The 22,440-nt window shown below is 73.4% G+C and carries 14 protein-coding genes and 1 pseudogene; 6 read left to right on the top strand and 9 right to left on the bottom strand.

Annotation, left to right across the window (positions count from 1 at the left end; all coding sequences use genetic code 11):
- Nucleotides 1-55 precede the first annotated feature (55 nt).
- The 3 genes from ACN27G_RS19730 to ACN27G_RS19720 form a co-directional block, all read right to left on the bottom strand.
- Nucleotides 56-793 carry a fasciclin domain-containing protein gene (locus ACN27G_RS19730; protein WP_421494261.1) on the bottom strand — a complete coding sequence of 246 codons (738 nt, stop codon included), beginning with the start codon at nucleotides 791-793 and terminating at the stop codon, nucleotides 56-58.
- 366 nt (nucleotides 794-1,159) lie between these two features.
- The gene (locus ACN27G_RS19725; RefSeq protein ID WP_421494260.1) at nucleotides 1,160-3,298 is read right to left on the bottom strand and encodes a M14 family zinc carboxypeptidase; all 2,139 of its coding nucleotides are present in this window, start codon (nucleotides 3,296-3,298) and stop codon (nucleotides 1,160-1,162) included.
- Between the two features lie 164 nt (nucleotides 3,299-3,462).
- On the bottom strand, nucleotides 3,463-4,293 hold the full coding sequence (locus tag ACN27G_RS19720; protein WP_421494259.1) for a GNAT family N-acetyltransferase: 831 nt from the start codon (nucleotides 4,291-4,293) through the stop codon (nucleotides 3,463-3,465).
- Nucleotides 4,294-4,622: 329 nt separating this feature from the next.
- Between ACN27G_RS19720 and gltB the strand changes: the two are divergent.
- Nucleotides 4,623-9,260: pseudogene (gltB, locus tag ACN27G_RS19715) on the top strand (glutamate synthase large subunit); the annotation flags it as partial.
- 97 nt (nucleotides 9,261-9,357) lie between these two features.
- A complete protein-coding gene (locus ACN27G_RS19710) occupies nucleotides 9,358-10,848 on the top strand; it encodes a glutamate synthase subunit beta (RefSeq protein ID WP_421494258.1) in 1,491 nt (496 codons plus the stop codon).
- An 18-nt stretch (nucleotides 10,849-10,866) separates the two neighbouring features.
- On the opposite strand, the gene ACN27G_RS19705 is transcribed toward ACN27G_RS19710, so the two are convergent.
- Both ACN27G_RS19705 and ACN27G_RS19700 read right to left on the bottom strand, forming a co-directional pair.
- Nucleotides 10,867-11,523, bottom strand: coding sequence for a class I SAM-dependent methyltransferase family protein (locus ACN27G_RS19705; protein ID WP_421494257.1), 657 nt, complete (start codon nucleotides 11,521-11,523; stop codon nucleotides 10,867-10,869).
- 43 nt (nucleotides 11,524-11,566) lie between these two features.
- Nucleotides 11,567-12,172: a TetR/AcrR family transcriptional regulator gene (locus ACN27G_RS19700; protein WP_421494256.1), complete on the bottom strand. Its 606-nt coding sequence runs from the start codon at nucleotides 12,170-12,172 to the stop codon at nucleotides 11,567-11,569.
- A 96-nt stretch (nucleotides 12,173-12,268) separates the two neighbouring features.
- On the opposite strand from ACN27G_RS19700, the gene ACN27G_RS19695 reads away from it, so the two are divergent.
- A complete protein-coding gene (locus ACN27G_RS19695) occupies nucleotides 12,269-13,846 on the top strand; it encodes an alpha-L-fucosidase (RefSeq protein ID WP_421494255.1) in 1,578 nt (525 codons plus the stop codon).
- Nucleotides 13,847-13,900: 54 nt separating this feature from the next.
- On the opposite strand, the gene ACN27G_RS19690 is transcribed toward ACN27G_RS19695, so the two are convergent.
- Together ACN27G_RS19690 and ACN27G_RS19685 are read right to left on the bottom strand one after the other, a co-directional pair.
- Complete coding sequence (locus tag ACN27G_RS19690; RefSeq protein ID WP_421494254.1) at nucleotides 13,901-14,143, bottom strand: hypothetical protein; 243 nt, start codon at nucleotides 14,141-14,143, stop codon at nucleotides 13,901-13,903.
- Nucleotides 14,144-14,340: 197 nt separating this feature from the next.
- On the bottom strand, nucleotides 14,341-15,333 hold the full coding sequence (locus ACN27G_RS19685) for a hypothetical protein (RefSeq protein ID WP_421494253.1): 993 nt from the start codon (nucleotides 15,331-15,333) through the stop codon (nucleotides 14,341-14,343).
- Nucleotides 15,334-15,666: 333 nt separating this feature from the next.
- Here ACN27G_RS19685 and ACN27G_RS19680 point away from each other — a divergent pair, with 333 nt between their 5' ends.
- The 3 genes from ACN27G_RS19680 (at nucleotide 15,667) to ACN27G_RS19670 (ending at nucleotide 20,921) form a co-directional block, all read left to right on the top strand.
- On the top strand, nucleotides 15,667-18,222 hold the full coding sequence (locus ACN27G_RS19680) for an FtsK/SpoIIIE domain-containing protein (RefSeq protein ID WP_421494252.1): 2,556 nt from the start codon (nucleotides 15,667-15,669) through the stop codon (nucleotides 18,220-18,222).
- A 1-nt stretch (nucleotide 18,223) separates the two neighbouring features.
- Nucleotides 18,224-19,324, top strand: coding sequence for a hypothetical protein (locus ACN27G_RS19675; RefSeq protein WP_421494251.1), 1,101 nt, complete (start codon nucleotides 18,224-18,226; stop codon nucleotides 19,322-19,324).
- Between the two features lie 88 nt (nucleotides 19,325-19,412).
- The gene (locus ACN27G_RS19670; protein ID WP_421494250.1) at nucleotides 19,413-20,921 is read left to right on the top strand and encodes a family 43 glycosylhydrolase; all 1,509 of its coding nucleotides are present in this window, start codon (nucleotides 19,413-19,415) and stop codon (nucleotides 20,919-20,921) included.
- Here ACN27G_RS19670 and ACN27G_RS19665 read toward each other — a convergent pair.
- On the bottom strand, nucleotides 20,908-21,522 hold the full coding sequence (locus ACN27G_RS19665; RefSeq protein WP_421494249.1) for a hypothetical protein: 615 nt from the start codon (nucleotides 21,520-21,522) through the stop codon (nucleotides 20,908-20,910). The genes ACN27G_RS19670 and ACN27G_RS19665 overlap by 14 nt on opposite strands.
- A complete protein-coding gene (locus ACN27G_RS19660) occupies nucleotides 21,519-22,424 on the bottom strand; it encodes a hypothetical protein (RefSeq protein WP_421494248.1) in 906 nt (301 codons plus the stop codon). Before ACN27G_RS19660 ends, ACN27G_RS19665 begins: the two co-directional genes overlap by 4 nt.
- Nucleotides 22,425-22,440: the final 16 nt, after the last annotated feature.

Raw genomic sequence — 22,440 nt, 5'->3', positions numbered from 1 at the left:
CTGCGCCGGTCTGCGCCGATCGGTGGGCTCGTCGACGATCGGTGGCCCGGGGCGCTCAGTGGCCGGAGTCGGCGTGCGGATCGGCGGTGGTCGGCAGGTTGCCGAGTACACCGTTGACGATGTGGATCCGCCCGCCCGCGACCCGGTAGTCGGCACAGACGCTCTGCACCTGGTCGCCGAAGCGGGCCATCGGCCCGGCCGCGCCGACCGTGACCGCGCTGCCGTCGAGTGTGCGGATGGAGCCGGTGGCGACCAACTCGGCCAGCGGGTGCGCCCCGGCCACCAGGTGCGCCCGGAGCAGGGCACGCAGCTCGTCCCGGCGGTGGATCAGCAGGTCGTCGAGGTTCTCCTCGGAGAACTTCCGGGTGAACGCGTCGTCGGTCGGGGCCAGGATGGTCACTCCGGCGGGGGAGCGCAGCTCGGCCGAGATGTCGGCCGCGCGTACCGCCGCCTCGAAGCGGGTCAGCACGGGTATCCACCGCAACGCCACGTCGGCGGGCTGACCGGCGAGCGCCGCCGGGTTGCCGGGATCGGTGCCGGAGGGCAGCGCGGCGCAGAGTGGACCGGTCACGCCGGAGTTCGCCGCATCACCGGAGCCGGCGGCCTCGCCGGAGCCCGCCGCCGGAGCGCCCTGCTGGCCCGCTGCCTCGCCGGTGCAGCCGGCGGCGGTGGAGGCCAGCAGCGCGGTCGTGGCGACCAGCAACGCGACCCGGAGCCGGCTCCGGCCGGCCCGGCCGGCGGCCGGTGGACCGGCAGCGGTGGGCGCCGGGAACGGAATGGACTGCTCGGACACGACAACCTCCACGACAGCTGAGCGGCTCCAGGACGGACGGGCGGCTTCGCGACGGGCGGCTCCACACGGATGGGCGGCTTCGCGACGGATGCGGCTCCATGACGGATGGGCGGCTTCGCGACGGATGGGCGGCTTCGCGACGGATAGGCGGCTTCGCGACGATAGGCGGCTTCGCGACGGATGGGCGGCTTCGCGACGGATAGGCGGCTTCGCGACGGATGGGCGACGGATGGGCCGGCTGCGCCACAGATGAGCGGGGACGGATGATCGCGGGGACGGGGCGACGGCGGGACCGTAGCGGCGGGCGGGGCGTCGGCGACCCGCCCGCCGCTACGGCGAATGGTGTGACCGACTAGTCGCCGCGCATCACAGCGCCGCGCACTGGCCCGCCTTCGGGCCCGTCACCGAGTTGGCGACCTCGAGGTTGGTCGGTGCCGGGCTGTTGACCACGCAGCTCAGCGGGCCGCTCACCGCGTTGCCGGCGACCAGCGCCGGGCCGCTGCCGGTGGCGTTCGCCGCCAGCGAGACCGGGCCCGAGACCGTGTTGTCGATCAGCGAGACCGCGCCGGTGGTGCCGGTGACCGAGACCGGGCCGCGCACCGTGCTGTCGGCGAGGAAGACGCCGGCGGCACCGGCCGCGCTGACCGGACCGCTGATCGTCGTGCCGGTCGCCACGAGGATGGCGCCGGGCCGGACGGTGACCGGGCCGTTCACCGTCGCGTCCGAGAGGCAGGCGAAGCCCGAGATGGTCAGCGGGCCGTTGTGCCGCCCGGTACGGGTCGGGTAGACCCGCTCGCCGCCGACCAACTCCTCTGCACCCTGGGCGTCCAGCAGTAGCGGGATCAGGCCCCGCTCCGGCTGGGCCAGCGGTACGTAGTACCCCTCGGCGCCCCGGACCACCTTCCAACCGTGCGCGGCGATCCGCTGCGCGACCGTCGCGCCGGTCCCGCCCGGCCCGTCGGTGCGGGCGCCGTGATACTGCTCCTCGGTGAGCCGGTACGCACACGGCGCGTCGTCCAGGATCATCTCCGGCACCGGCAGGTCGTCGCGGGGTCCCGCCTCGCCCGGGTGTGGCGCCGGATGCTGCGGGATCGGCCGGGAGCCCCGGAAGACCAGCCGGCCGGTGTTCGATGCCTGGAACTCGATCGCCTCGCTCCGGGCCCTCGTGATCGCCGGCAGCTTGGCCCGGTGGTAGTCGAGGAACTGGCTGAACGTCCAGAGCGCCGAGTAGGTCTTGCGCCGCCGGTTGTTGGCCGAGTTTCCCTCGTCCGGCCGGGTCTGCCCGCCGGAGCTGCGCAGCTCCAGCAGCGAGTTGACCGTGTTCTTCAACCCGAGGGTGTTGCGCAGGATCGTCTCCTCGCCCAGCCCGACGCCGCTGCCGCCCTGGCAGCCGTACGGGCAGGCCCACCAGCCGTCCTTCGCGCCCTCGACGTACATGTGGCCCTCGATCATGTCCAGCGACGTGTCGAAGATCTGCTGCGCCACGTTCTGGTGCCGGGGTGGCAGCATCGGCAGGTCGCCTGCCTGGGAGTTGCCGTACTCGTGCCCGTCGTAGCCGGCGACCGGCCGGTAGTCGCGGAGCATCTTCACGTACGCGGTGGTCTCCGGCTGCCGGATCAGCGAGTAGTCGCGGTTGAGGTCCTGCCCGGTCGAGTTGCCCCGGGTGTTGGCGGCCCGGCCGTCGCCGTTGATCGTCGGCACGATCAGCACGGTGGTGTGCCTCAGCAGGTCGAGGGTGCGGGCGTCCCGGCCGAACGCCAGCTTGCGGGCGAGCACCAGGCAGGCTTCGCGGTCGCCGGGCTCGTTGCCGTGCACGTTGCAGTTGATCGCCAGCGGCGAGGTCGCGGCGACCGCCGCCGGGGTGGCCGGCGGGGTGGGATACCCGATCACGAACATGTTGATCGGCCGGCCCAGCACCGTACGGCCGAGCTCCACCACCCGGACCCGGTCGCTGAGCCTGTCGATCTCGGCGGTGTAGGCGTACTCGTCGACGTCGCCGGTGTACTGCGCGGCCTTGGTGGTCTCCCACTGGGTGCGCAGGCTCTCGCCCGGCACGGCCGGGTCGCCCCAGGGCGGCAGCGTGGTGCCGGTGACCGGTGCGGAGTAGGGCTGCTCCTCGGTGCCGATCCGGGCCCGTACCCGCCACTGGAACCGCAGACCGGGGTCGAAGCCGGCGTCGGCGAAGGTCGGCGACTCGTTGTCGACCTGGCGGTTCGGTCGCCAGATGCCGGTGATCACTCCTGGACCGGTGGCGACGCCGGCGGCGTCGACCGGGGTGCGTTCGATCTGGTAGTCCGTGGCGTCGGGGACCGGCGTCCAGGCGACGGTGGCGTACCCGTCGGCCGGGGTGACGGTGAGTCCGGTCACCTGGTGCGGTTCGGCTGCCGTGGTGCCCGGCACCGCCGAGATCGGCTGGCCCAGCGCCACCGACGGGGCGGTGACGGCGCCGAGCGCGGCGACGAGCAATGTGGAGAGTACGGCTACCGTCGGCTTCCTTATTCGCATGTGAACTCCTAGGGGGAGGAGTCGGAGGACAGCACTGCGGGCCATCATGATCCCGGATGCTGCGGCGAAGCAATGATCTTGAGGATGTCTTGAGCAACCCTCGACGGTTGAGAGGTTAGGCGGGGGCCCTTCTTCTACAGAAAGCGATAAGAAGGGGCCCTTCCTTACGGTTCGGCGAGGCAGGCGGTGCCGATGCGGCGGAAGCCGACCCGCAGGTAGACCCGGGCGATCTCCTCGCTGCCGGCGGAGAGGAAGATCAGGTTCGTGCCGTCGTCGAGCAGGCGGCGGGCGAGCGCGGCGGTGACGGCCGCGCCCAGGCCCCGGCGGCGGGCGCTGGGCAGCGTGGCGATGCCGGCGATCTCGGCGACGTCCCCCTCGCGCAGCGCCATGCCGCTGGCGATGGCGCCCTGATCCGGCGACTCGACGAGGGCGGAGATGCGGCGGCCGGCGGCGGTGCGGCTGCGCTCCTCCTCGAGGGAGTCCACCGGCAGTTCGACCAGGGCGGTGTCCCGGGCGGCCGGGCCGGCCGCGCCGACCTCGGTGCCGGGGGTGGCGAAGCCGACCGCGGCGACCGCGCGCCGGGCTGCCACGTCGGCGGCGAACGTCGGCGCGCCGGGATCCAGGATCCGGACCGGCGCGCCCGCGAGGTCGCCGGGCGGGGGAAGGGCGGCCGGGTCGAGCACCATCAGGGGTGCCTCCAGCACCGTCAGCCCGGCGGACCGGGCCACCGCGAGCAGTTCCGGGTTGTTCTCGTGCACCCACTCGAAAACCTCCGGCAGGCCCAGCTCGCGCTGCCGCTGGCGGACGGCGGTCACGTCGGCGGCGGAGGGCGGCTCCGTGGCGTCCAGCCGGGGGCGGGCGTAGAATGGCCATCCCGCGCCGTCCCGGACGAACAGGATCAGCCCGCCAAAGTCTTCGGTGTGTGCCCCGTCACGCGGCACCGCATCGTAAAAGCGTTCCAACCGGTCAAACGGCTCGTCTCGTACAGATGCCACCGGGGGAGCGTACACGTACGGGATCCGGGACATGTGATCAATTCCGCTGCCTGTGATCAGCACGGATGCTGGACCCCGCCGGCCCCTAACGTAGACTCGAGAGACCCAGCACAGGGCCGACGTCGTCCCGACCTAATGATTGAACGTGAATGACGACAGGAGCCCCGGTGGTCTTTCCGTACCCCCAGGAACCGCACCTCTCCTCGTCGGCGGGTGCCGACTCCGCACCGACCGGCCCCGGCCGCGCCTCCTCGGGCGCCGCCGCGACGGGCCGGACGCCGGAGCCGCAGGGGCTCTACGACCCGGCCACCGAGCGGGACGCCTGCGGGGTGGCGTTCGTCGCCGACCTGCACGGCCGCCGCTCCCACGACGTCGTCGCGAAGGGGCTCGCCGCGCTCTGCCGGCTCGACCACCGGGGCGCCCGGGGCGCCGAGCAGAACACCGGGGACGGCGCCGGGATCATGCTCCAGGTGCCGGACGCGTTCCTCCGCGATGTCGTCGACTTCCCGCTCCCGCCGGCCGGGCAGTACGCCACCGGTCTGGTCTTCCTACCGACCGATCCGGCCGACGAGGCCCGCGCCCGGACCGTGCTGGAGAAGTACGCCCTGGTCGAGGGGGCCGAGATTCTCGGCTGGCGGGACGTGCCGGTCCGCGCCGACGACCTCGGCGAGACCGCGCTGGCCGCCCGGCCGATGATCCGGCAGGTCTTCCTGGCCGCGCACCGGCTGACCGACTCGCCGGGCGGGCGGGCCGGTGCGCCGCTGACCGGCCTCGACCTGGACCGGGTCGCCTTCTGCGTACGCAAGCAGGCCGAGCGGGAGGCCGCCGAGCGCGGGGTGCCGGCGTACTTCCCGTCGCTCTCGGCCCGGACCATGGTCTACAAGGGGATGCTCACCCCCGACCAGCTCCCCGAGTTCTTCCCGGACCTGACCGACCCCCGGGTGGCCAGCGCGATCGCCCTGGTCCACTCCAGGTTCTCCACCAACACCTTCCCGTCCTGGCCGCTGGCCCACCCCTACCGGTTCATCGCGCACAACGGCGAGATCAACACCATCCGGGGCAACAAGAACTGGATGCAGGCCCGGGAGGCGCTGCTGGCCAGCCCGGACATCCCGGGCAACATCAAGCGGCTCTTCCCGATCTGCACCCCGGCCGCCTCCGACTCGGCCAACTTCGACGAGGTCCTCGAGCTGCTGCACCTGGCCGGGCGGAGCCTGCCGCACGCGGTGCTGATGATGATCCCGGAGGCGTGGGAGAACGACCCCGACATGACCCCGGCGAAGCGGGCCTTCTACCGCTTCCACGCCAGCCTGATGGAGCCGTGGGACGGGCCGGCCTCGGTCGCCTTCACCGACGGCTCGCTGGTCGGTGCGGTGCTCGACCGCAACGGCCTGCGGCCGGGCCGCTGGTGGCTCACCTCCGGCGGCCTGGTGGTGCTCGGCAGCGAGGCCGGGGTGCTGGACCTCGACCCGGCGGGCGTGGTCGCCAAGGGGCGGCTCCAGCCGGGCCGGATGTTCCTGGTCGACACCGCCGCCGGGCGGATCGTGCTGGACGACGAGATCAAGTCCGGGCTCGCCGCCGAGCACCCGTACGACGACTGGCTGCACGCCGGCCTGATCGACCTCGCCGACCTGCCGCCGCGCCGGCACACCGTCTACGGCCACCAGTCCGTCCGGCGCCGGCAGCAGACCTTCGGCTACACCGAGGAGGAGCTGAAGATCCTGCTCGGGCCGATGGCCCGCGCCGGTGCCGAGCCGGTCGGCTCGATGGGCACCGACACCCCGATCTCGCCGCTCTCCACCCGGCCCCGGCTGCTCTACGACTACTTCCACCAGCTCTTCGCCCAGGTCACCAACCCGCCGCTGGACGCCATCCGGGAGGAGTTGGTGACCAGCCTGCAGGCGACCATCGGGCCGGAGGGCAACCTGCTCGACCCGACCCCGGCGAGCTGCCGGCAGGTCGTCCTCCCCTATCCGGTGATCGACAACGACGAGCTGGCCAAGATCCTCAAGATCGACGCCGACGGCGACCTGCCCGGCTTCAAGGGGGTTCGGGTCTCCGGGCTCTACCGGGTGCGGGACGGCGCGGCCGGGTTGAAGGCCCGGCTGACCGAGATCTGCCGGCACGTCTCCGAGGCGATCGAGGACGGCGTACGCATCCTGGTCCTCTCCGACCGGGACTCCACCGCCGACCTGGCGCCGATCCCGTCGCTGCTGCTCACCGCCGCCGTCCACCAGCACCTGGTGCGGGAGCAGACCCGCACCCAGGCGGCGCTGATCGTGGAGTCCGGCGACTGCCGCGAGGTGCACCACACCGCCCTGCTGATCGGCTACGGCGCGGCGGCGGTCAACCCCTACCTCGCCTTCGAGTCGGTCGAGGATTTGATCAACACGGGTGCGCTGACCGGGGTGGAGCCGGCGACGGCGATCCGCAACTACGTCAGGGCGCTCGGCAAGGGCGTGCTCAAAATCATGTCGAAGATGGGCATCTCGACGGTCTCGTCGTACTGCGGTGCCCAGGTCTTCGAGGCGGTCGGCCTGGACAACCGGTTCGTGCAGCGCTACTTCGCCGGCACCCCGGGCAGGATCGGCGGGGTCGGACTGGCCGAGATCCACGCCGAGGTCGCCGCCCGGCACTCCCGGGCGTACGCCGAGAACACCGCCCAGCTCGCCCACCGGCCGCTCGAGGTCGGCGGCGAGTACCAGTGGCGCCGCGAGGGCGAACTGCACCTGTTCAACCCGGAGACGGTCTTCCTGCTCCAGCACGCCACCCGCAGCCGGCAGTACGACGTCTTCCGGGAGTACACCGCCAAGGTCGACGCGCTCGCCGAGCGGGCCGGCTCGCTGCGCGGCCTCTTCCGGCTCCGCACCGGGCTCCGGCCGCCGGTCCCGATCGACGAGGTCGAGCCGGCCGGCGAGATCGTCAGGCGGTTCGCCACCGGCGCCATGTCGTACGGGTCGATCTCCGCCGAGGCGCACGAGACCCTCGCGGTCGCGATGAACGCCCTCGGCGGCAAGTCCAACACCGGCGAGGGCGGTGAGGACGTCGAACGCCTCTACGACCCGACCCGGCGTTCCGCCGTCAAGCAGGTCGCCAGCGGCCGGTTCGGGGTGACCAGCGAATATCTGGTCAACGCCGACGACATCCAGATCAAGATGGCCCAGGGCGCCAAGCCCGGCGAGGGCGGCCAGCTCCCCGGCAACAAGGTCTGGCCGTGGATCGCCCGCACCCGGCACGCCACCCCCGGCGTCGGGCTGATCTCGCCGCCGCCGCACCACGACATCTACTCGATCGAGGACCTGGCCCAGCTCGTGCACGACCTCAAGAGCGTGAACCCGGCCGCCCGGATTCACGTCAAGCTGGTCAGCGAGGTCGGGGTCGGCACGGTCGCGGCCGGCGTCGCCAAGCTCAAGGCCGACGTCATCCTGATCTCCGGGCACGACGGCGGCACCGGCGCCTCCCCGCTCAACTCGCTCAAGCACGCCGGCACCCCCTGGGAGCTGGGCCTGGCCGAGGCACAGCAGACGCTGCTGCTCAACAAGCTCCGCGACCGGGTCACCGTGCAGGTCGACGGCCAGCTCAAGACCGGCCGCGACATCGTCGTCGCGGCGCTGCTCGGCGCCGAGGAGTACGGCTTCGCCACCGCCCCGCTGATCGTCGCCGGCTGCGTCATGATGCGGGTCTGCCACCTGGACACCTGCCCGGTCGGCATCGCCACCCAGAACCCGGTGCTCCGCGAGCGCTACACCGGCCGCCCCGAGTTCGTGGAGAACTTCTTTCTCTTCCTCGCCGAGGAGGTCCGGGGCTACCTCGCCGAGCTGGGCTTCCGGTCGCTGGAGGAGGCGATCGGCGCCACCGAGCTGCTCGACTTCGCCCCGGCGCTCGACCACTGGAAGGCGCACGGGCTCGACCTGCGGCCGGTGCTGCACGTGCCGGAGCTGCCGGCCGGCGCCGCCCGACGCGGTGTACGCGCCCAGGACCACGGGCTGGACCGCTCGCTCGACAACGACCTGCTCGCCCTCGCCGAGCCGGTCCTCGGCGCCGCCGGGACCGAGCAGCCGCCCCGGGTCCGGGCCCAGGTCGCGGTCCGCAACGAGCACCGCAGCGTCGGCGCGATGCTCGGCGGCGCGGTCACCCGGCGGTTCGGCGGTGCCGGCCTGCCCGCCGACACCGTCGAGTTCGACCTCACCGGCACCGCCGGCCAGTCGTTCGGCGCCTTCCTGCCCAGCGGCGTGACGCTGCGGCTGGCCGGCGACGCCAACGACTACGTCGGCAAGGGACTCTCCGGCGGCCGGATCGTGGTCCGCCCGCACCCGGACGCGCCCTTCGCCGGCGGGCTCGACTCGCCACCCGGCCCGAACGGCCGGGCCGAGGACCAGATCATCGCCGGCAACACCATCCTGTACGGCGCCACCGGCGGTGAGCTCTTCCTGCGCGGCCGGGTCGGCGAGCGGTTCGCGGTCCGCAACTCCGGCGCGGTCGCCGTGGTCGAGGGGGTGGGCGACCACGGCTGCGAGTACATGACCGGCGGCATCGTGGTGGTGCTCGGCGGCACCGGCCGGAACTTCGCCGCCGGCATGTCCGGCGGTCTCGCCTTCGTCTGGCAGCTCGACCGGCGCCGGGTCAACCCGGAGCTGGTCGACCTGGCCCCGCTCACCGACGACGAGCGGGTCACCCTCTACGACCTGGTGCAGCGGCACTTCGCCGAGACCGACTCGTCGGTGGCGGAGGGGCTGCTCAAGCGCTGGCCCGAGGCGGTGCAGGAGTTCACCGCCGTGGTGCCCCGGGACTACCGCCGGGTCATGGAGATCATGCGGACCGCACAGGCCGAGGGGCGGGACGTGGACGAGGCGGTGATGGGCGCCCTCGCCGCACCGGCCGCCGCCGCACCGGCCCAGCCGGCCGAGTCCGCCCAGCCCGCCGAGTCCGCCCAGCCCGCCGAGTCCGCCCAGCCCGCCGAGGCGGCACCGCCCGCCGCCGGCCCCTCGCCGGCCGGCCGGGCCGAGCCCGTCTCCCCGGCCCGTCCGGTCGCACCCGGCTCGCGCCCGTCCCAGGAGGTGGCCCGTGCCTGACCCGAGCGGATTCCTCAAGCACGACCGGAAGCTGCCGGCCCGCCGCCCGGTGCCGGTGCGGATCACCGACTGGCGGGAGGTCTACCCCTCGGCCGGCGACGCGCTGATCCGCGACCAGGCGACCCGGTGCATGGACTGCGGCATCCCGTTCTGCCACGACGGCTGCCCGCTGGGCAACCGCATCCCGGACTGGAACGACCTGGTCCGGACCGGCAACTGGGCGACCGCGATCGAGTCGCTGCACGCCACCAACAACTTCCCGGAGTTCACCGGGCGGCTCTGCCCGGCGCCCTGCGAGGCGGCCTGCGTACTCGGGATCAACGGCGGTGCGCCGGTCACGATCAAGCAGGTCGAGGTCGAGATCATCAACCGGGCCTTCGACCTGGAGCTGGTGGCTCCGCAGACCGTGCCGGCACCCTCCGGCCGCTCCGTCGCGGTGGTCGGCTCCGGCCCGGCCGGGCTCGCCGCCGCGCAGCAGCTCGCCCGGGCGGGGCACGCGGTGACGGTGTACGAGCGGGACGACGCGATCGGCGGCCTGCTCCGCTACGGCATCCCCGACTTCAAGCTGGAGAAGGAGCACATCGACCGGCGACTCGACCAGCTCGCCGCCGAGGGCGTCCGGTTCCGGGCCGGGGTGAACGTCGGGGTCGACGTCACCGCCGAGCAGCTCCGGGCCGAGCACGACGCCGTGCTGCTGGCCTGCGGCGCGCTCGCCGGCCGGGACACCCCGGCGACGCCGGGCCGGTCGCTGCGCGGCGTGCACCAGGCCATGCGGCACCTGGTGGCGGCGAACCGGGTGGTGAACGGTCGCGAGTCGTCGACCCCGATCGACGCCGCCGGGAAGCACGTGGTGATCATCGGTGGCGGCGACACCGCCGCCGACTGCCTCGGGGTGGCGCACCGGCAGGGCGCGGCCGGCGTACACCAGCTCGACCTCTACCCACGACCGCCGCACGAGCGCGACGAGGCCCGCGACCCGTGGCCGACCTGGCCGTGGGTGCTGCGCGAGTACCCGGCACACGAGGAGGGCGGCGAGCGGGTCTTCGCGGTCGCGGTGCAGGAGTTCGTCGACGACGGCACCGGCCAGGTCCGCGCGGTCCGGATCGCCGAGGTGACCGTCGAGAAGCGGGACGGCCAGCGGATCCTGACCACGGTCCCCGGCACCGAACGCGAGCTTCCGGCCGACCTGGTGCTGCTGGCGATCGGCTTCGAGGGGACCGAGGAGCAGCCGCTGCTCGACCAGCTCGGCGTGACCCGCAACCGGCGCGGCGCGATCGACGCCGACCCCGAGTGGCAGGCCGGCACCCCCGGCGTCTTCGTCGCCGGTGACATGCACCGGGGGGCCTCGCTGATCGTCTGGGCGATCGCCGAGGGCCGGGCCGCCGCGGCCGCGATCCACCGCTACCTCGGCGGTGCCAGCCAGCTACCGGCTCCGGTGGCGCCCTCCGCACAGCCGCTGGCGGTCCCGACCCGCACCGGCTGACCCGACCCGCCCCGCGGGCTATGCCCGGGGTCGGGGTGGCGGGTCGGCGACGAAGGTGAACATCCGGGCGCCCCGGTCGAGCGGCCGGGGCGGTCCGGCGAACCGGTGCACACCGACCCCGAAGCCGGCGGCCTTGTCGGAGATCCAGCTCAGCGTGAACCCTTCGGCGGCGAACCAGTCGCAGATCCGGGGCACCAGGTCGGGTTCGTCGCGGTGCCGGGTCCACACCACCGTGCCGCCCGTGGCGCAGAGCTGGGCGCAGTATCCGACGGTGCGGCGTACGTCGTCGTCGCCGATGTTGCCGAAGACGCCGCAGACCAGGACGAGGTCGGCCGGGACCAGGTCGGCGTACCGGTCGACGAGTGCGGCATCCCCGATCGCCACCTCGACGCCGTCCAGTCCGGCCGCACGGGCGGTGTCGGCGGCCACCGCCGCGTTGCGCGGGTCCAGCTCGACCAGTCTTGCGGTCACGTCCGTCCGGCGGGGGTGCGTGCCGAGTGTCTCCAGCAGGTCCCGCCCCTGGCCGGCACAGAGGCTGACCACCCGCAACGGCCCGGGCGCGGCCCGGTCGAGAAACTCGCGGATCCGATCCTGCACCACGGCCAGCCGGCGGCTCAGGAACGAGGCCGGCTCCGCGTACGCCCTGTGCCAGTCGTGCCAGTCCCGCGCCGCCACGGCCCCGACGCTACCGCACGCCGCTCTCCCGGACGGGGAGAGATCAGGTGGGTGTGGAGAAGACCAGGTCGAGGTGGTGGTCGACCACGGAGAGCGCCTCGGCGGGGGTGCGGTGCCCGACCAGCACCTGCGGCACGAGGCCGTCGATGACGGTCTGCAGGGTCGCGGCCGACAGCGCCGGGTCGAGCCGGTGGTCGAGCTGCCCGGCCCGCTGCGCCGCACGCAACGCCTCGGTGATCAGGGCATGGGTGCCGGCCCAGGCGTCCCGGATCAGCGCGGCGGGTTCCGGTGCGGTGACCGCCCGGGTGACGAAGGCGTACCAGACCGCGGCGCCGGCCCGGCGCTCCGGGGTCGCCGGCACGGTCTGCTCGGCGACCGCCCGGATGGTGCCGCGCGGGGACGGTGGCTCGGGCCGGGCCGCCAGGCTGCGCCGCAGTTCCTCGCCGGCCAGCTCGACGAGGCGTTGGCCGGCGTACCGGAGGACCTGGTCCTTGGTCTTGAAGTAGTGCTGCACCTGCCCGAGTGAGATGCCCGCCTCGGCGGCGACGTCGCGCAGGCTGACGGCCGCCAGACCGCGCAGCGCGACGATCACCCACACCGCCTCGGCTATCCGGCGGCGGCGCTGCTCGTGGTCGACCTTCCTCGGCATGGCCCGATTCTGGTCGCAATACGCTCGACTTGCAAACCCCGTGTCGGTGCAGCATGCTTGGCCATACGTTTGTATTGCTACCTGGGGAGGTGCGTCGTGCGAGGCTTCATCCGCCGACATCGCAGGAAACTGCTGGTAGTGCTGGTCGTGCTGGCGGTGCTGGTGGCCACGCCACCGATCGCGGCGAAGATCTACGCCTGGCGGGACGACCGGAAGGCGCGGATGACCACCGATGGCCCGTACGAGGCGACCCGGGACTCCCTGAACGCGCACCCGGTCCCCGACTGGTTCTCGGACGCCAAGTTCGGGATCTTCGTCCACTGGGGACTGTTCTCGGTGCCGGGTTTCGCCCCGACCGGCACCTTCGCCGAGGTGCTGCGCACCGACTACGACCGGGCGATGCTGGTGCACCCGTACGCGGAGGACTACCACAACGCGATGCGGGTTCCGGGGACGCCGACCGCCGACTACCACCGGGCGACCTACGGAGACCTGGCGTACGAGGAGTTCAAGACGATCTTCGATGCGGGACTGACGCGGTGGGACCCGCACGCCTGGGCCAGGACGTTCCGCGACTCCGGAGCCCGGTACGTCGTACTGGTCGCCAAGTACCACGACGGGTACCCGCTCTGGCCGACCGAGGTGGTCAACCCGCACCGTCCCGGCTGGCACAGCGAGCGTGACATCGTCGGAGAACTCGCCGCCGCCGTACGCGCCCAGGGTATGCGCTTCGGCATCTACTACTCCGGCGGCGTGGACTGGACCTTCCAGCACGAGGTGGTGCGCACGCTCGGCGACTACACCTACGCCCGCTACGGCGACGGCTACGCCGACTACGCCGACGCGCAACTCCGCGAACTGATCAGGCGCTACCGGCCCGACCTGCTCTGGAACGACATCTCCTGGCCGACCGGGGAGGATCGGCTGTTCAGCCTCTTCGCCGACTACTACCACACCGTGCCCGACGGTGTGGTGAACGACCGCTGGCAGACCGACTCGCTCTGGCGCTGGCTCCTGGGGACCCGACGCGGCCGGGCCGGCTTCGACCAGGTGATGACGTGGGCGATCGGCGACGACCCCGACTTCGTCGAGAACGTCAAGCCGCCGACCGTGCCGCACAGCGACTTCACCACTCCCGAATACACGAAATACGACACCGTGCAGGCGAAGAAGTGGGAGATGACCAGGGCCATCGGCAACTCGTACGGCTTCAACCGCAACGAGACCGACGCCGACTACGCCTCCTTCACCGGCACCCTGCTGCCCGACTTCGTCGACGCCCTGGCCAAGAACGGAAACCTGCTGCTCAACGTCGGACCCGCCGGTGGCGAGGGGACCATGCCGCCGGAGCAGCTCAGCCGGCTGGCCGGCTTCGGCCGGTGGCTCGACCGCAACGGCGCGGCGGTCTACGACACCCGCCCCTGGACCCGGGCCGAGACCGAGGGGGCGCACTTCACCGCCGGCCCGGACGGAAGCGTGAACGTCATCCTCGACGGGCCGGTCGGCACGGAACGGGTCCGACTCAACGGCGTCCACCTCACCGGCCGGGGCCGGCTGCTCGCCGACGGCAGCGCCGTCACGCTGACCGTCGACGGTCCGGACACACTGCTCAGCTTCGCCCGGCCGCCCGGTCCGGACGATCCCCGCCCGGCGATCCAGGTTACCCCGAGGTAGCCGCGACCCATCGGCCCCCGGAGGTGGGGCGCGGGCTCGCCCGGAGACCGGGGGTCAGGTGGCCAGAACCGCCTGCGTCTCGTGCCGGTCGCCGGTGGCCAGCCCCATCAGCAGGTCCGGCGCCTCCTCGAACGGCAGCACCGCCGAGACCAGGAGCTCGCGTACCAGGTCGCGGTGGTCGCGGAGCAGGGCGATCGTCTCCGCCGACAGGCGGTCGCGGTCCCAGGCGGGGGCCAGTCCGCACGGTACCCGGCCGATCTGCGCGCAGCGCAGCGACAGTCCGCTGTCGTGAAACATCCTCCCACCCCGCCAACCCCGCCCCGCCATCCCTCAACCCGACCCCACCCCCGCCCACTCCCACCCGCCGCGCCCCGCCGCGCCGCGCCCCGATCCCCGCACTAGCCTGACGCTCTACAAGTCAAGATCGCAGATCTTGGAACGAGATGGTCGCTATCATGACCCTCCGCTTCCAAGATCTGCGATCTTGACGTATGTCAGGGGCGCCAGCCGGCGGTTAGGAGGGCTTGGCGGACTTGGGTGATGACCTTGTGGGGGTGGTCGCGGACGAGCCAGGAGGGGAAGCGGAGTATGCGGTCGCCGGCGATCCACACCTCGTTCTGCCTCTTCATGTCCGCCCACTGCCGGCGTACGTCCAGATGCTGGCCGCCGTCGATCTCTACGTGTACGCCCCACTGCTCGTAGTAGACGTCGAGATAGCGCACCCTGCCCGCCGAGTCGCGGCGCCGGTGCTGACGGCTCGGCTCCGGGAGCCCGGCTTGGCGCGCCGCTCGCAGATAGCGCAGCTCCGGCAGTGACTCCGACCCGCCCCGGGCGTCGTTCGCGGTGCTGAGGATGAGCGCGCGGCGCCGCAGCGTCGGTAGCCGGTAGACCACCTGGTGGATGTCGTCCGCGCCGACCAGCCGCTGCTGGAAGCCGGCCGCGATCAGCATCCGCGCCTCGTCGTCGCTGCGTGCCCAGGCGGCGGCGTCAACCAGTGATCTGGCGTTTGTGGTGTGCGGCGGCAACCCTCGCCCGTTCACGTCGTCTCCGCCCAACGTCTCGGTACGCCGGACGAGCACGCCGGTCGGCGGCGTGATGCTGCGCAGCCGACCCGGCCGGAGGATGTGGATGCTGTCGCTGCGTACTCCCCGCAGGCCACACCTGAGCGCCGCCGTCAGGCCGGCCAGCACCGAGCCCTTCCCGCAGCCGAGCACGGCGATCCACAGGCGCTGTTCGGCGTCGACCGGGCCGCTGTGGGTGACGTAGACGTTGCGGTGCACCTGTCGCCAGCGGCCGCTGCGTACCCGGTGCCGGAGCGCGGAGGCGCCGAGATGATCGCGGGCCTGCGTGCCGGTGAGCACGTCCGCCTGCCGGAAGAGCAGCCAGGTCAACTCGTCGGCGTCGTCGGCGGGGATGGACCGCTCGGGCCGGCGCGGCGAGATCTCGGCGCGGCGGGGTGGGTGAGGGAGGGGGAAGGAACGGCGCACGGCGGACGACCTTGGCCGTCACCGACCGGGCGGGCTGCCGCCAATCCGTCAACACCGCCTTCCCGACACAATCGACCGACGCGACCGACGCGACCGACGCGACCGACGCGACCGACGCGACCGACGCGACCGACGCGACCGACGCGACCGACGCGGGCGACGCGGGCGACGCGGGCGACGCGGGCGACGCGGGCGACGCGGGCGACGCGACACACTCAACCCGGCGAGCGCCGCTCAGCGGCTGGCACGCTGACGCGGGGGCGGGCTGGTTCGTTCCGGTGCCGGCTTCGGTTAGTGTTCCGGTGACTACGCGTACCGACGCTTGGGGGCAGGGTGGGACTCGCAGCCACATTCGGGCGGGCGGTGGCCGCCCACCGGCAGGCCCGGGCACACCTGGACGCGGCCCGGCACGCGCTGGCCCAACTCCGGCCGCCGGCCGACACCGGCGAGACCGGCGACATCGTGGCCCGGCTGCGCCGGGTCGGCGAGGCGGTCAGCCGTGAGCCGGAGCCGGCCCGGTTCTTCGCCGGCCCGCTGCCGATGCGGCTCGGCGTGGCGACCACGGTGGACGGGGACTTTCCGGCGGTCGTACCGCTGAGCGGCGGCACCCACCTGGCGATCGACGCCGACGCCCGGGACGGGCGGGTCGCGGCGCTGCTGCGTACCCTGGTGGTCCGGCTGCTCGCCGCCGCGCCGCCCGGCGCGGTCCGGGTCGCCGCCCTGGACAGCGCGGCGCTCGGCGCCACCTTCCTGCCGCTGCGGGTGCTGATCGAGGCCGGGGCGATACCGCCGCCGGCCACCACCGAGGCGGAGATCTCCGCGACCCTCGACGCCGCCGAACGGCACGCCCGCGCCGCCCAGCAGGCCGCCACCTCCGGTACGCCGGAACTCCTGCTCCTGGTCGCCGCCTCGCTGCCGCAGGGGCGGGAGCTGGGGCGGCTCGCCGCACTCACCCACGCCGGCCCGACCGCCGGGGTCTGCGTGCTCGCCGCCGGATATCCGCCGCGGCACGCCGGGCCCGCCCTGGCCCCGCTGGGCGGCACCACGCAGGTCCGGCTCGACCCGCAGGGGTACGCCTGGATCGGCGACCCGCCCGGCCACCCGTTCAGCTCCGACGGCTCCGGCCTGGCCGCCCCGGTACGCCTGGACGGCGAGCCGCCGGCCGGCGCGGTCGCGGCGCTCGCCGACCGGCTCGGCGAGATCTACCGGCGGGAGTCGACGCTGGAGTTCACCGACCTGCTGCCGGCCCGCCCCTGGGCGGAGTCCTCCGGCAACGGGCTGCGCGCGGTGATCGGCCGCGCCGGCCGGGAGCCGGTGATCTGCGCCTTCGACGACCAGACCCCACACTGGCTGGTCGGCGGCCGGACCGGTGCCGGCAAGACCGTCTTCCTGCTCGACGTCCTCTACGGACTCGCCGCCCGCTATTCGCCGGACGAACTCTCCCTCTATCTGCTCGACTTCAAGGAGGGGGTCAGCTTCACCGAGTTCGTGCCGACCGGCCGCGACCCGTCCTGGATCCCGCACGCGCGGGCGGTCGGCATCGAGTCCGACCGGGAGTACGGCGTCGCCGTCCTGCGCGAGCTGCGCCGCGAGCTGAACCGCAGGGCGTCGGCGCTGAAGCGGCACGGTGTGACGAAGCTGGCCGACCTGCCCCGGGACGGCGCCCGGCCGCTGCCCCGGATCGTGGCGGTGATCGACGAGTTCCACGTGCTCTTCGCCGGCAACGACGCGGTGGCGAGGGAGGCGGTGGCGCTGCTGGAGGAGTTGGCCCGCAAGGGCCGGTCCTACGGCATCCACCTGGTGCTGGCGAGCCAGAGCATGACCGGGATCGAGGCGCTCTACGGAAAGACCGACTCGATCTTCGGGCAGTTCCCGCTCCGGGTGGCCCTGCCTGGCGGCGGCGGAGTGCTGGACCACCTCAACGACGCCGCCGGGGCGCTGCCGATCGGCTCGGCGATCATCAACCCGGCCGCCGGGCTCGCCGCCGCCAACACCGTGGTCCGGTTTCCGGACGCGCACGCCAGCGCCGCCGAGGTGGCACAGCTGCGGCACGAGCTGTGGCAGGCCCGCAGGCCGGGCTCGCGGCCACCGGCGGTCTTCAAGGGGTACGAGTCGGCGCACGTCGAGGACGATCCGACGTACCGGGGACTGGTCCCGGGTGGACGGCGGCCGCTGGCGCTTGTCGGCCGTACCGTCGACGTGGACCTGACCTCGGCGATGTTCGCGCTGGACGCGACACCGGGCCGGCACCTGGCGGTGGTCGGCACCTCCCCGGTCGGGGCGAGCGTGCTGCACGCCGCCACGGTCAGCCTGGCCCGGCAGCACGCCCCAGGCAGCGCCCGCTTCCTGGTCGCCCCGCTGGTCGCGGTCGCCGACGAGATCGCCGAGACGACGATCGCCGAGCTGACCGGGGCGGGGCATCCGGTCGACCGGCTCGACGCCGCCGGGCTCCGCGACGAGCTGCGCAAGCTCGCCGCCCAGCCGGCCGACGGGCCGCCCGCCTCCCGGACCTTCCTGATCGGGTACGGCATGGACGGTGCCAGCGGCGTCCTCGGGGTCCGGGACGAGCACTTCAAGTCCGGGCTGGACGACCTGCAGGCGATGCTCCGGCAGGGCCCGGCCTACGGGGTGCACCTGCTCGGCTGGTGGCGCGGGCTGCGCCGCCTCTCCGACGACATCGGCGGTTCGGGCAACCGGGACGACGTCGCCTGCCTGGTGGCGCTGAATGTGCCCGGTGGGGAGCTGGGGATGTATCTCGGGGTCAACGACCTCGCCTACACCCCGAGGCCGAACCGGGCCCTGCTGGTGGACCGGCACGACCAGCGGGTGCGCCTGATCGTGCCGTTTGTCCGGGCCGGTCACGAGCACGACGACGAGGAGGGGAGCTGAGGTGGCGAGCTTTGCCGAGTACGCGGCTCTGGCCCGGCACCTGCACGAGCTGCGGCGCAGTGGTGAACGCAGCGCCGCCCAGCTCGCCGAGGCGCGCGGCAGCACGGCCGCCGCCGCCGACCGGCTCGACCAGCGGCTCGGCGTGCAGCAGCAGCGGTTGACGGCGCTCGGCCAGATGATCGGCAGGTCGATTCCGCCGCCCGCCCCGCAGCCCGGCCCGCCCATGCCTCCGCCGCCTCCGCCGTCCTGGCCGTCACCGCCTCCGGTGGGCGGTTATCCGCCGCCCGGGGCACCCGGTCAGCCCAGCGTCCCTGCCCAGTACGCCGGACCGGACCACCCCGAACCACTCGGCCCGCCGCCTCCGAGCTCGCCGCCTCCGAGCTCGCCGACGTCTCCGCCGAGCCCGCCGTTTCCGCCGAGCGGATCCGACGCACCCGGTCCGCAGCGGCACGTCTACCGGCCGACCGGATTCGGCACCCCTGCGGGTGGCGGTGAGCAGGGGAGTGGGGTCGAGCCGGTGAGCGGCGCGGCGGCGTACCCGGAACTGCCGGCCGGTCCGGCGCGGCGCGCGCTGCCGGCGACCCCGGCCTCCGGCGCGGGGGCCGGTGCGGTCCCCGGCCCGCGGCTTCCCTTCGACGCGGCGACGGCCGGCACCGGTGCGGCCGGGGGGCCACCGGCCCGGCCGGTGGACCCGGTGCGGGAGCTGGAGTTGGCCCGGCAGTCGGCCGACGGTGCCGACGTGATGATCGTGCAGACGGAGACGATGGCGCAGCAGGCGCCGCTCTTTCCGTCGATGTCACCGCTTGCCCGGGCGACGACGGTCTACCTGATCTGTGCCGGGGTGCTCACGGTGATCATCTGGATCGTGCTCACCGTCGCCGAGGTGACCCGGAACAAGGGCTTCGACGCCGGCACCCTCGCGGTCTTCTCGTGGAGCTGCGCCGGGCTGCCGACGATGGCCTTCTTCGTCGGCTATCTCGTGCTCAGCGTCTGGGGCAAGCCGAGGATGATCGTCGGCCGTCCCGCCCGGTACGCCCGGCTCGGCTTCCTGATCTGCTTCCTCGCCGCCCCGGTCGCCTTCCTCGGCTACTACCTGGTCTGACAGTCCCGGTCCACGGCACCCGGCTACCGGCGGCGCGAATCGACACTTGACGACATCAGGCAGAAACAGAAAACATTATTAAATGTGGATGCCTGGAGGGACCCTCGGTAAAGCCGCCACCGCTGTCGCTGCCGTCGTCGCCGTCGGGGGGGTGCTCGCCGCCACCGCGCCGGCAGCTCCGGCCTCCGCCGCGCTACCCGACTACACCACCGCCGAGGCGGGCAACCCGATCGTCGCCGGGTGGTACGCCGACCCCGACGTGGCGATCTACGGCAACCGCTTCTACGTCTTCCCGACCGCCTCCCGACCGTACGCGGAACAGACCTATCTGGACGCCTTCTCCTCGACCGACCTGGTCACCTGGACCAGGCACCCGAACGTCCTCACCACCGCCAACGTGAGCTGGGCGCGGTACGCCGTCTGGGCGCCCGCCCCGATCGCCCGCAACGGCAGGTACTACCTGTACTTCGCGGCCAACGACATCCAGAGCAACAGCGCGCTCGGTGGCATCGGGGTGGCTGTCGCCGACCGGCCGGAGGGACCCTACACCGACGCGATCGGGCGGCCGTTGATCGCGCAGTTCGTCAACGGCGCCCAGCCGATCGACCAGGACGTCTTCATCGACGACGACGGGCAGGCGTACATCTACTACGGCGGCTGGGGGCACGCCAACGTCGCCAAGCTGAACCCCGACATGACCAGCCTGGGCACCTTCGCCGACGGCACGACCTACCAGGAGATCACTCCGAGCGGGTACGTCGAGGGCTCGCAGATGTTCAAGCGGAACGGCAGGTATTACCTGATGTGGTCGGAGGGCGGCTGGACCGGGCCGAACTACTCGGTGGCGTACGCGATGGCCGACTCGCCCACCGGCCCCTTCACCCGTCTCGACAAGGTGCTGGCCCAGGATCCGGCGGTGGCGCGGGGCGCCGGGCACAACTCGGTGCTGAACATCCCCGGCACCGACACCTGGTACATCTTCTACCACCGCCGGCCGCTCTCGCAGACCGACGGCAACGCGCGGCAGGTCGCGTACGACAGGATGAACTTCAACGCCGACGGCACGATCCAGCGGGTCACGATGCTCGTGAAGGACAACTTCGCCGACGGCAACGCGCTCGGCTGGCAGACGTACGGCGGGGCCTGGTCGGTCAGCGGCGGCCAGTACCGGACGACCGCCTCCTACGGCGGCAAGTCGCTGCTCGACGACAACCACGCGAACGCGACCTACGACCTCGACGTCACGGTCACCTCGGGCCGCGGTGACGCCGGGCTGGTGTTCCGGGCCTCCAGCGTGGCGACCGGCACCGACGCCTACCGCGGCTACTACGCCGGGATCACCCCGGCCGGGCGGGTGATCCTCGGCCGGGCCGACAACAACTGGACGCCGCTCGGCTCGGCGCCGCTGCCGGTCGCCACCGGCCAGCGGTACCACCTGCGCGTGGTGGCCAACGGCTCCTCGATCAGGGTGTATGTCGACGACCTGACCACACCGAGGATCTCGGTCACCGACACCGCGTTCGCGTCCGGCAGGTCGGGCGTGCGCGTCTACAACGCGGCCGCCGCCTTCGACAACGTCGTCGTCAGCAACCAGTAGGCGCGGGGCCGGGAGCGGCCGAGCCGCCCTCCTCGGCCGCCACCTCGGCTGCGGGGTCGCTCGCGTCGCTGTCCGCCACACCTCCCTCGGCTTCGGCGGTCCCCCCGGCTTCGGCTCCAGCGGTTCCCTCGGATTCGGCGGTTCCCCCGGCTTCGGCAGCGTCCTCGGCTTCGGCCGTTCCCTCGGCTTCGGCGAGGAAGCGGTCCAGCTCGGCGCGGGACAGGCCCTCGTCGTCGAGCAGGCCGATGAGCAGCAGCGTCTGCGCGGTGTGCGTCCTGGCGAGCAGCGGGTCGGGGGTCGGCTCGCCGGCCAGGGTCGCCCAGAGCAGCGACTCGGCCAGCCTCGGGTCCAGGTCGTAGCCGGTATGGTCGTAGCGCTCCCGGACGCTCGCCACGAACCGGATCACCGGCGCCCGGTCCCGCCCAGCCGGCCGGAACCGCCGCCCGACGGCGAGCCGGAACGCGGTCTCGACCAGCAGGCCGTAGCGTCGCCAGTCCGGCTCGTCGAACCGGTCGATCCGGTGCTGGTAGTCACGCGGCCGGCCGCTGGCAAGATCCCGCAGCGGGGCGGTGTAGCGGCTCGGGGCGGTGTGGCGGCTCACCACAGGTCGCTCCGCAGGTCGGCGCGTTCCCGGTCGATCTGACGCTGCCGGCGTGCGCGGGCCAGGAAGCCCCGCCAGCCGCTCCACGGGTGCACGGTCAGCAGCACCGCCCCGGCCGTCCGCGCCCCGGCCGCGACCGTCGGCCCGTGCGGCGGCACGGTTGCCGGCGGCCGGATCAGCTGGCTGGTGGTGCCGGCGAGCGCGGCGGCGTACCGGTCGAGGGCGCGGGCGCCGATCGCCAGCCGGGCGGTGACCAGGTCGAGCCGGGCGGCGGCGGTGCGCCACCGATCGGCCGCGACCCGGGCCGGCGGGTCGACACTGGTCCGGCGCAGCCGGTCCTCGGCGGCGGCGAGCTGCCGCCGGACCCGCCCGGCCGCGGCACCGGCCCGCTCGGCGTCCGCGCGGGCGAGCGCCAAGCCGTCGACGACGTCCCGGACGCTCGCCGGAGTGCTGCCGGGCAGCGTCCGCGCCTCGGCGATGCCACCGTGCACGAGGTGCAGCGCCGACCAGGCGTCGGTGAGCGCGTCCTCCCAGCGGGCGAGTCCGGCGGAGGGGAGCGGGTGCCCGACCCCGGCGACGTGCTGGTCGGCCCGGTCGAGCGCGGACTCGACGGCCAGGCAGGCGGCCCGCAGCTCGTCACTCGGCACCGGTGCGCGCACGTCTCCGGTCATCATCGGAAGCTGGCGGTGCCCGTAGTGGTGCGGGCGTTGGTTGACGGTCCGCTGGGTGTGGTGCGCCAGGGTCCGGCGCGCGGCCAGCAGGGTCGCGCAGGGGCCGGGCCGCCCGCACCCGAGACAGACCCCGGTGTACGCGCAGACGGCGTGCCCGAGCACCGCCCGCCGCGCCTCGTCCATCCGGGTACGCGCGAAGGTCGCGTACCCGGTCTGCGAGAGGGGGGTCATCGGGCGGTCCGGGGGT

The sequence above is a fragment of the Plantactinospora sp. WMMB334 genome, from assembly GCF_049179095.1.
Classification (GTDB): Bacteria; Actinomycetota; Actinomycetes; order Mycobacteriales; family Micromonosporaceae; genus Plantactinospora.
Note: the sequence above shows the minus strand (reverse complement) of the source record. Positions and strands in the feature narration are given on the sequence as shown.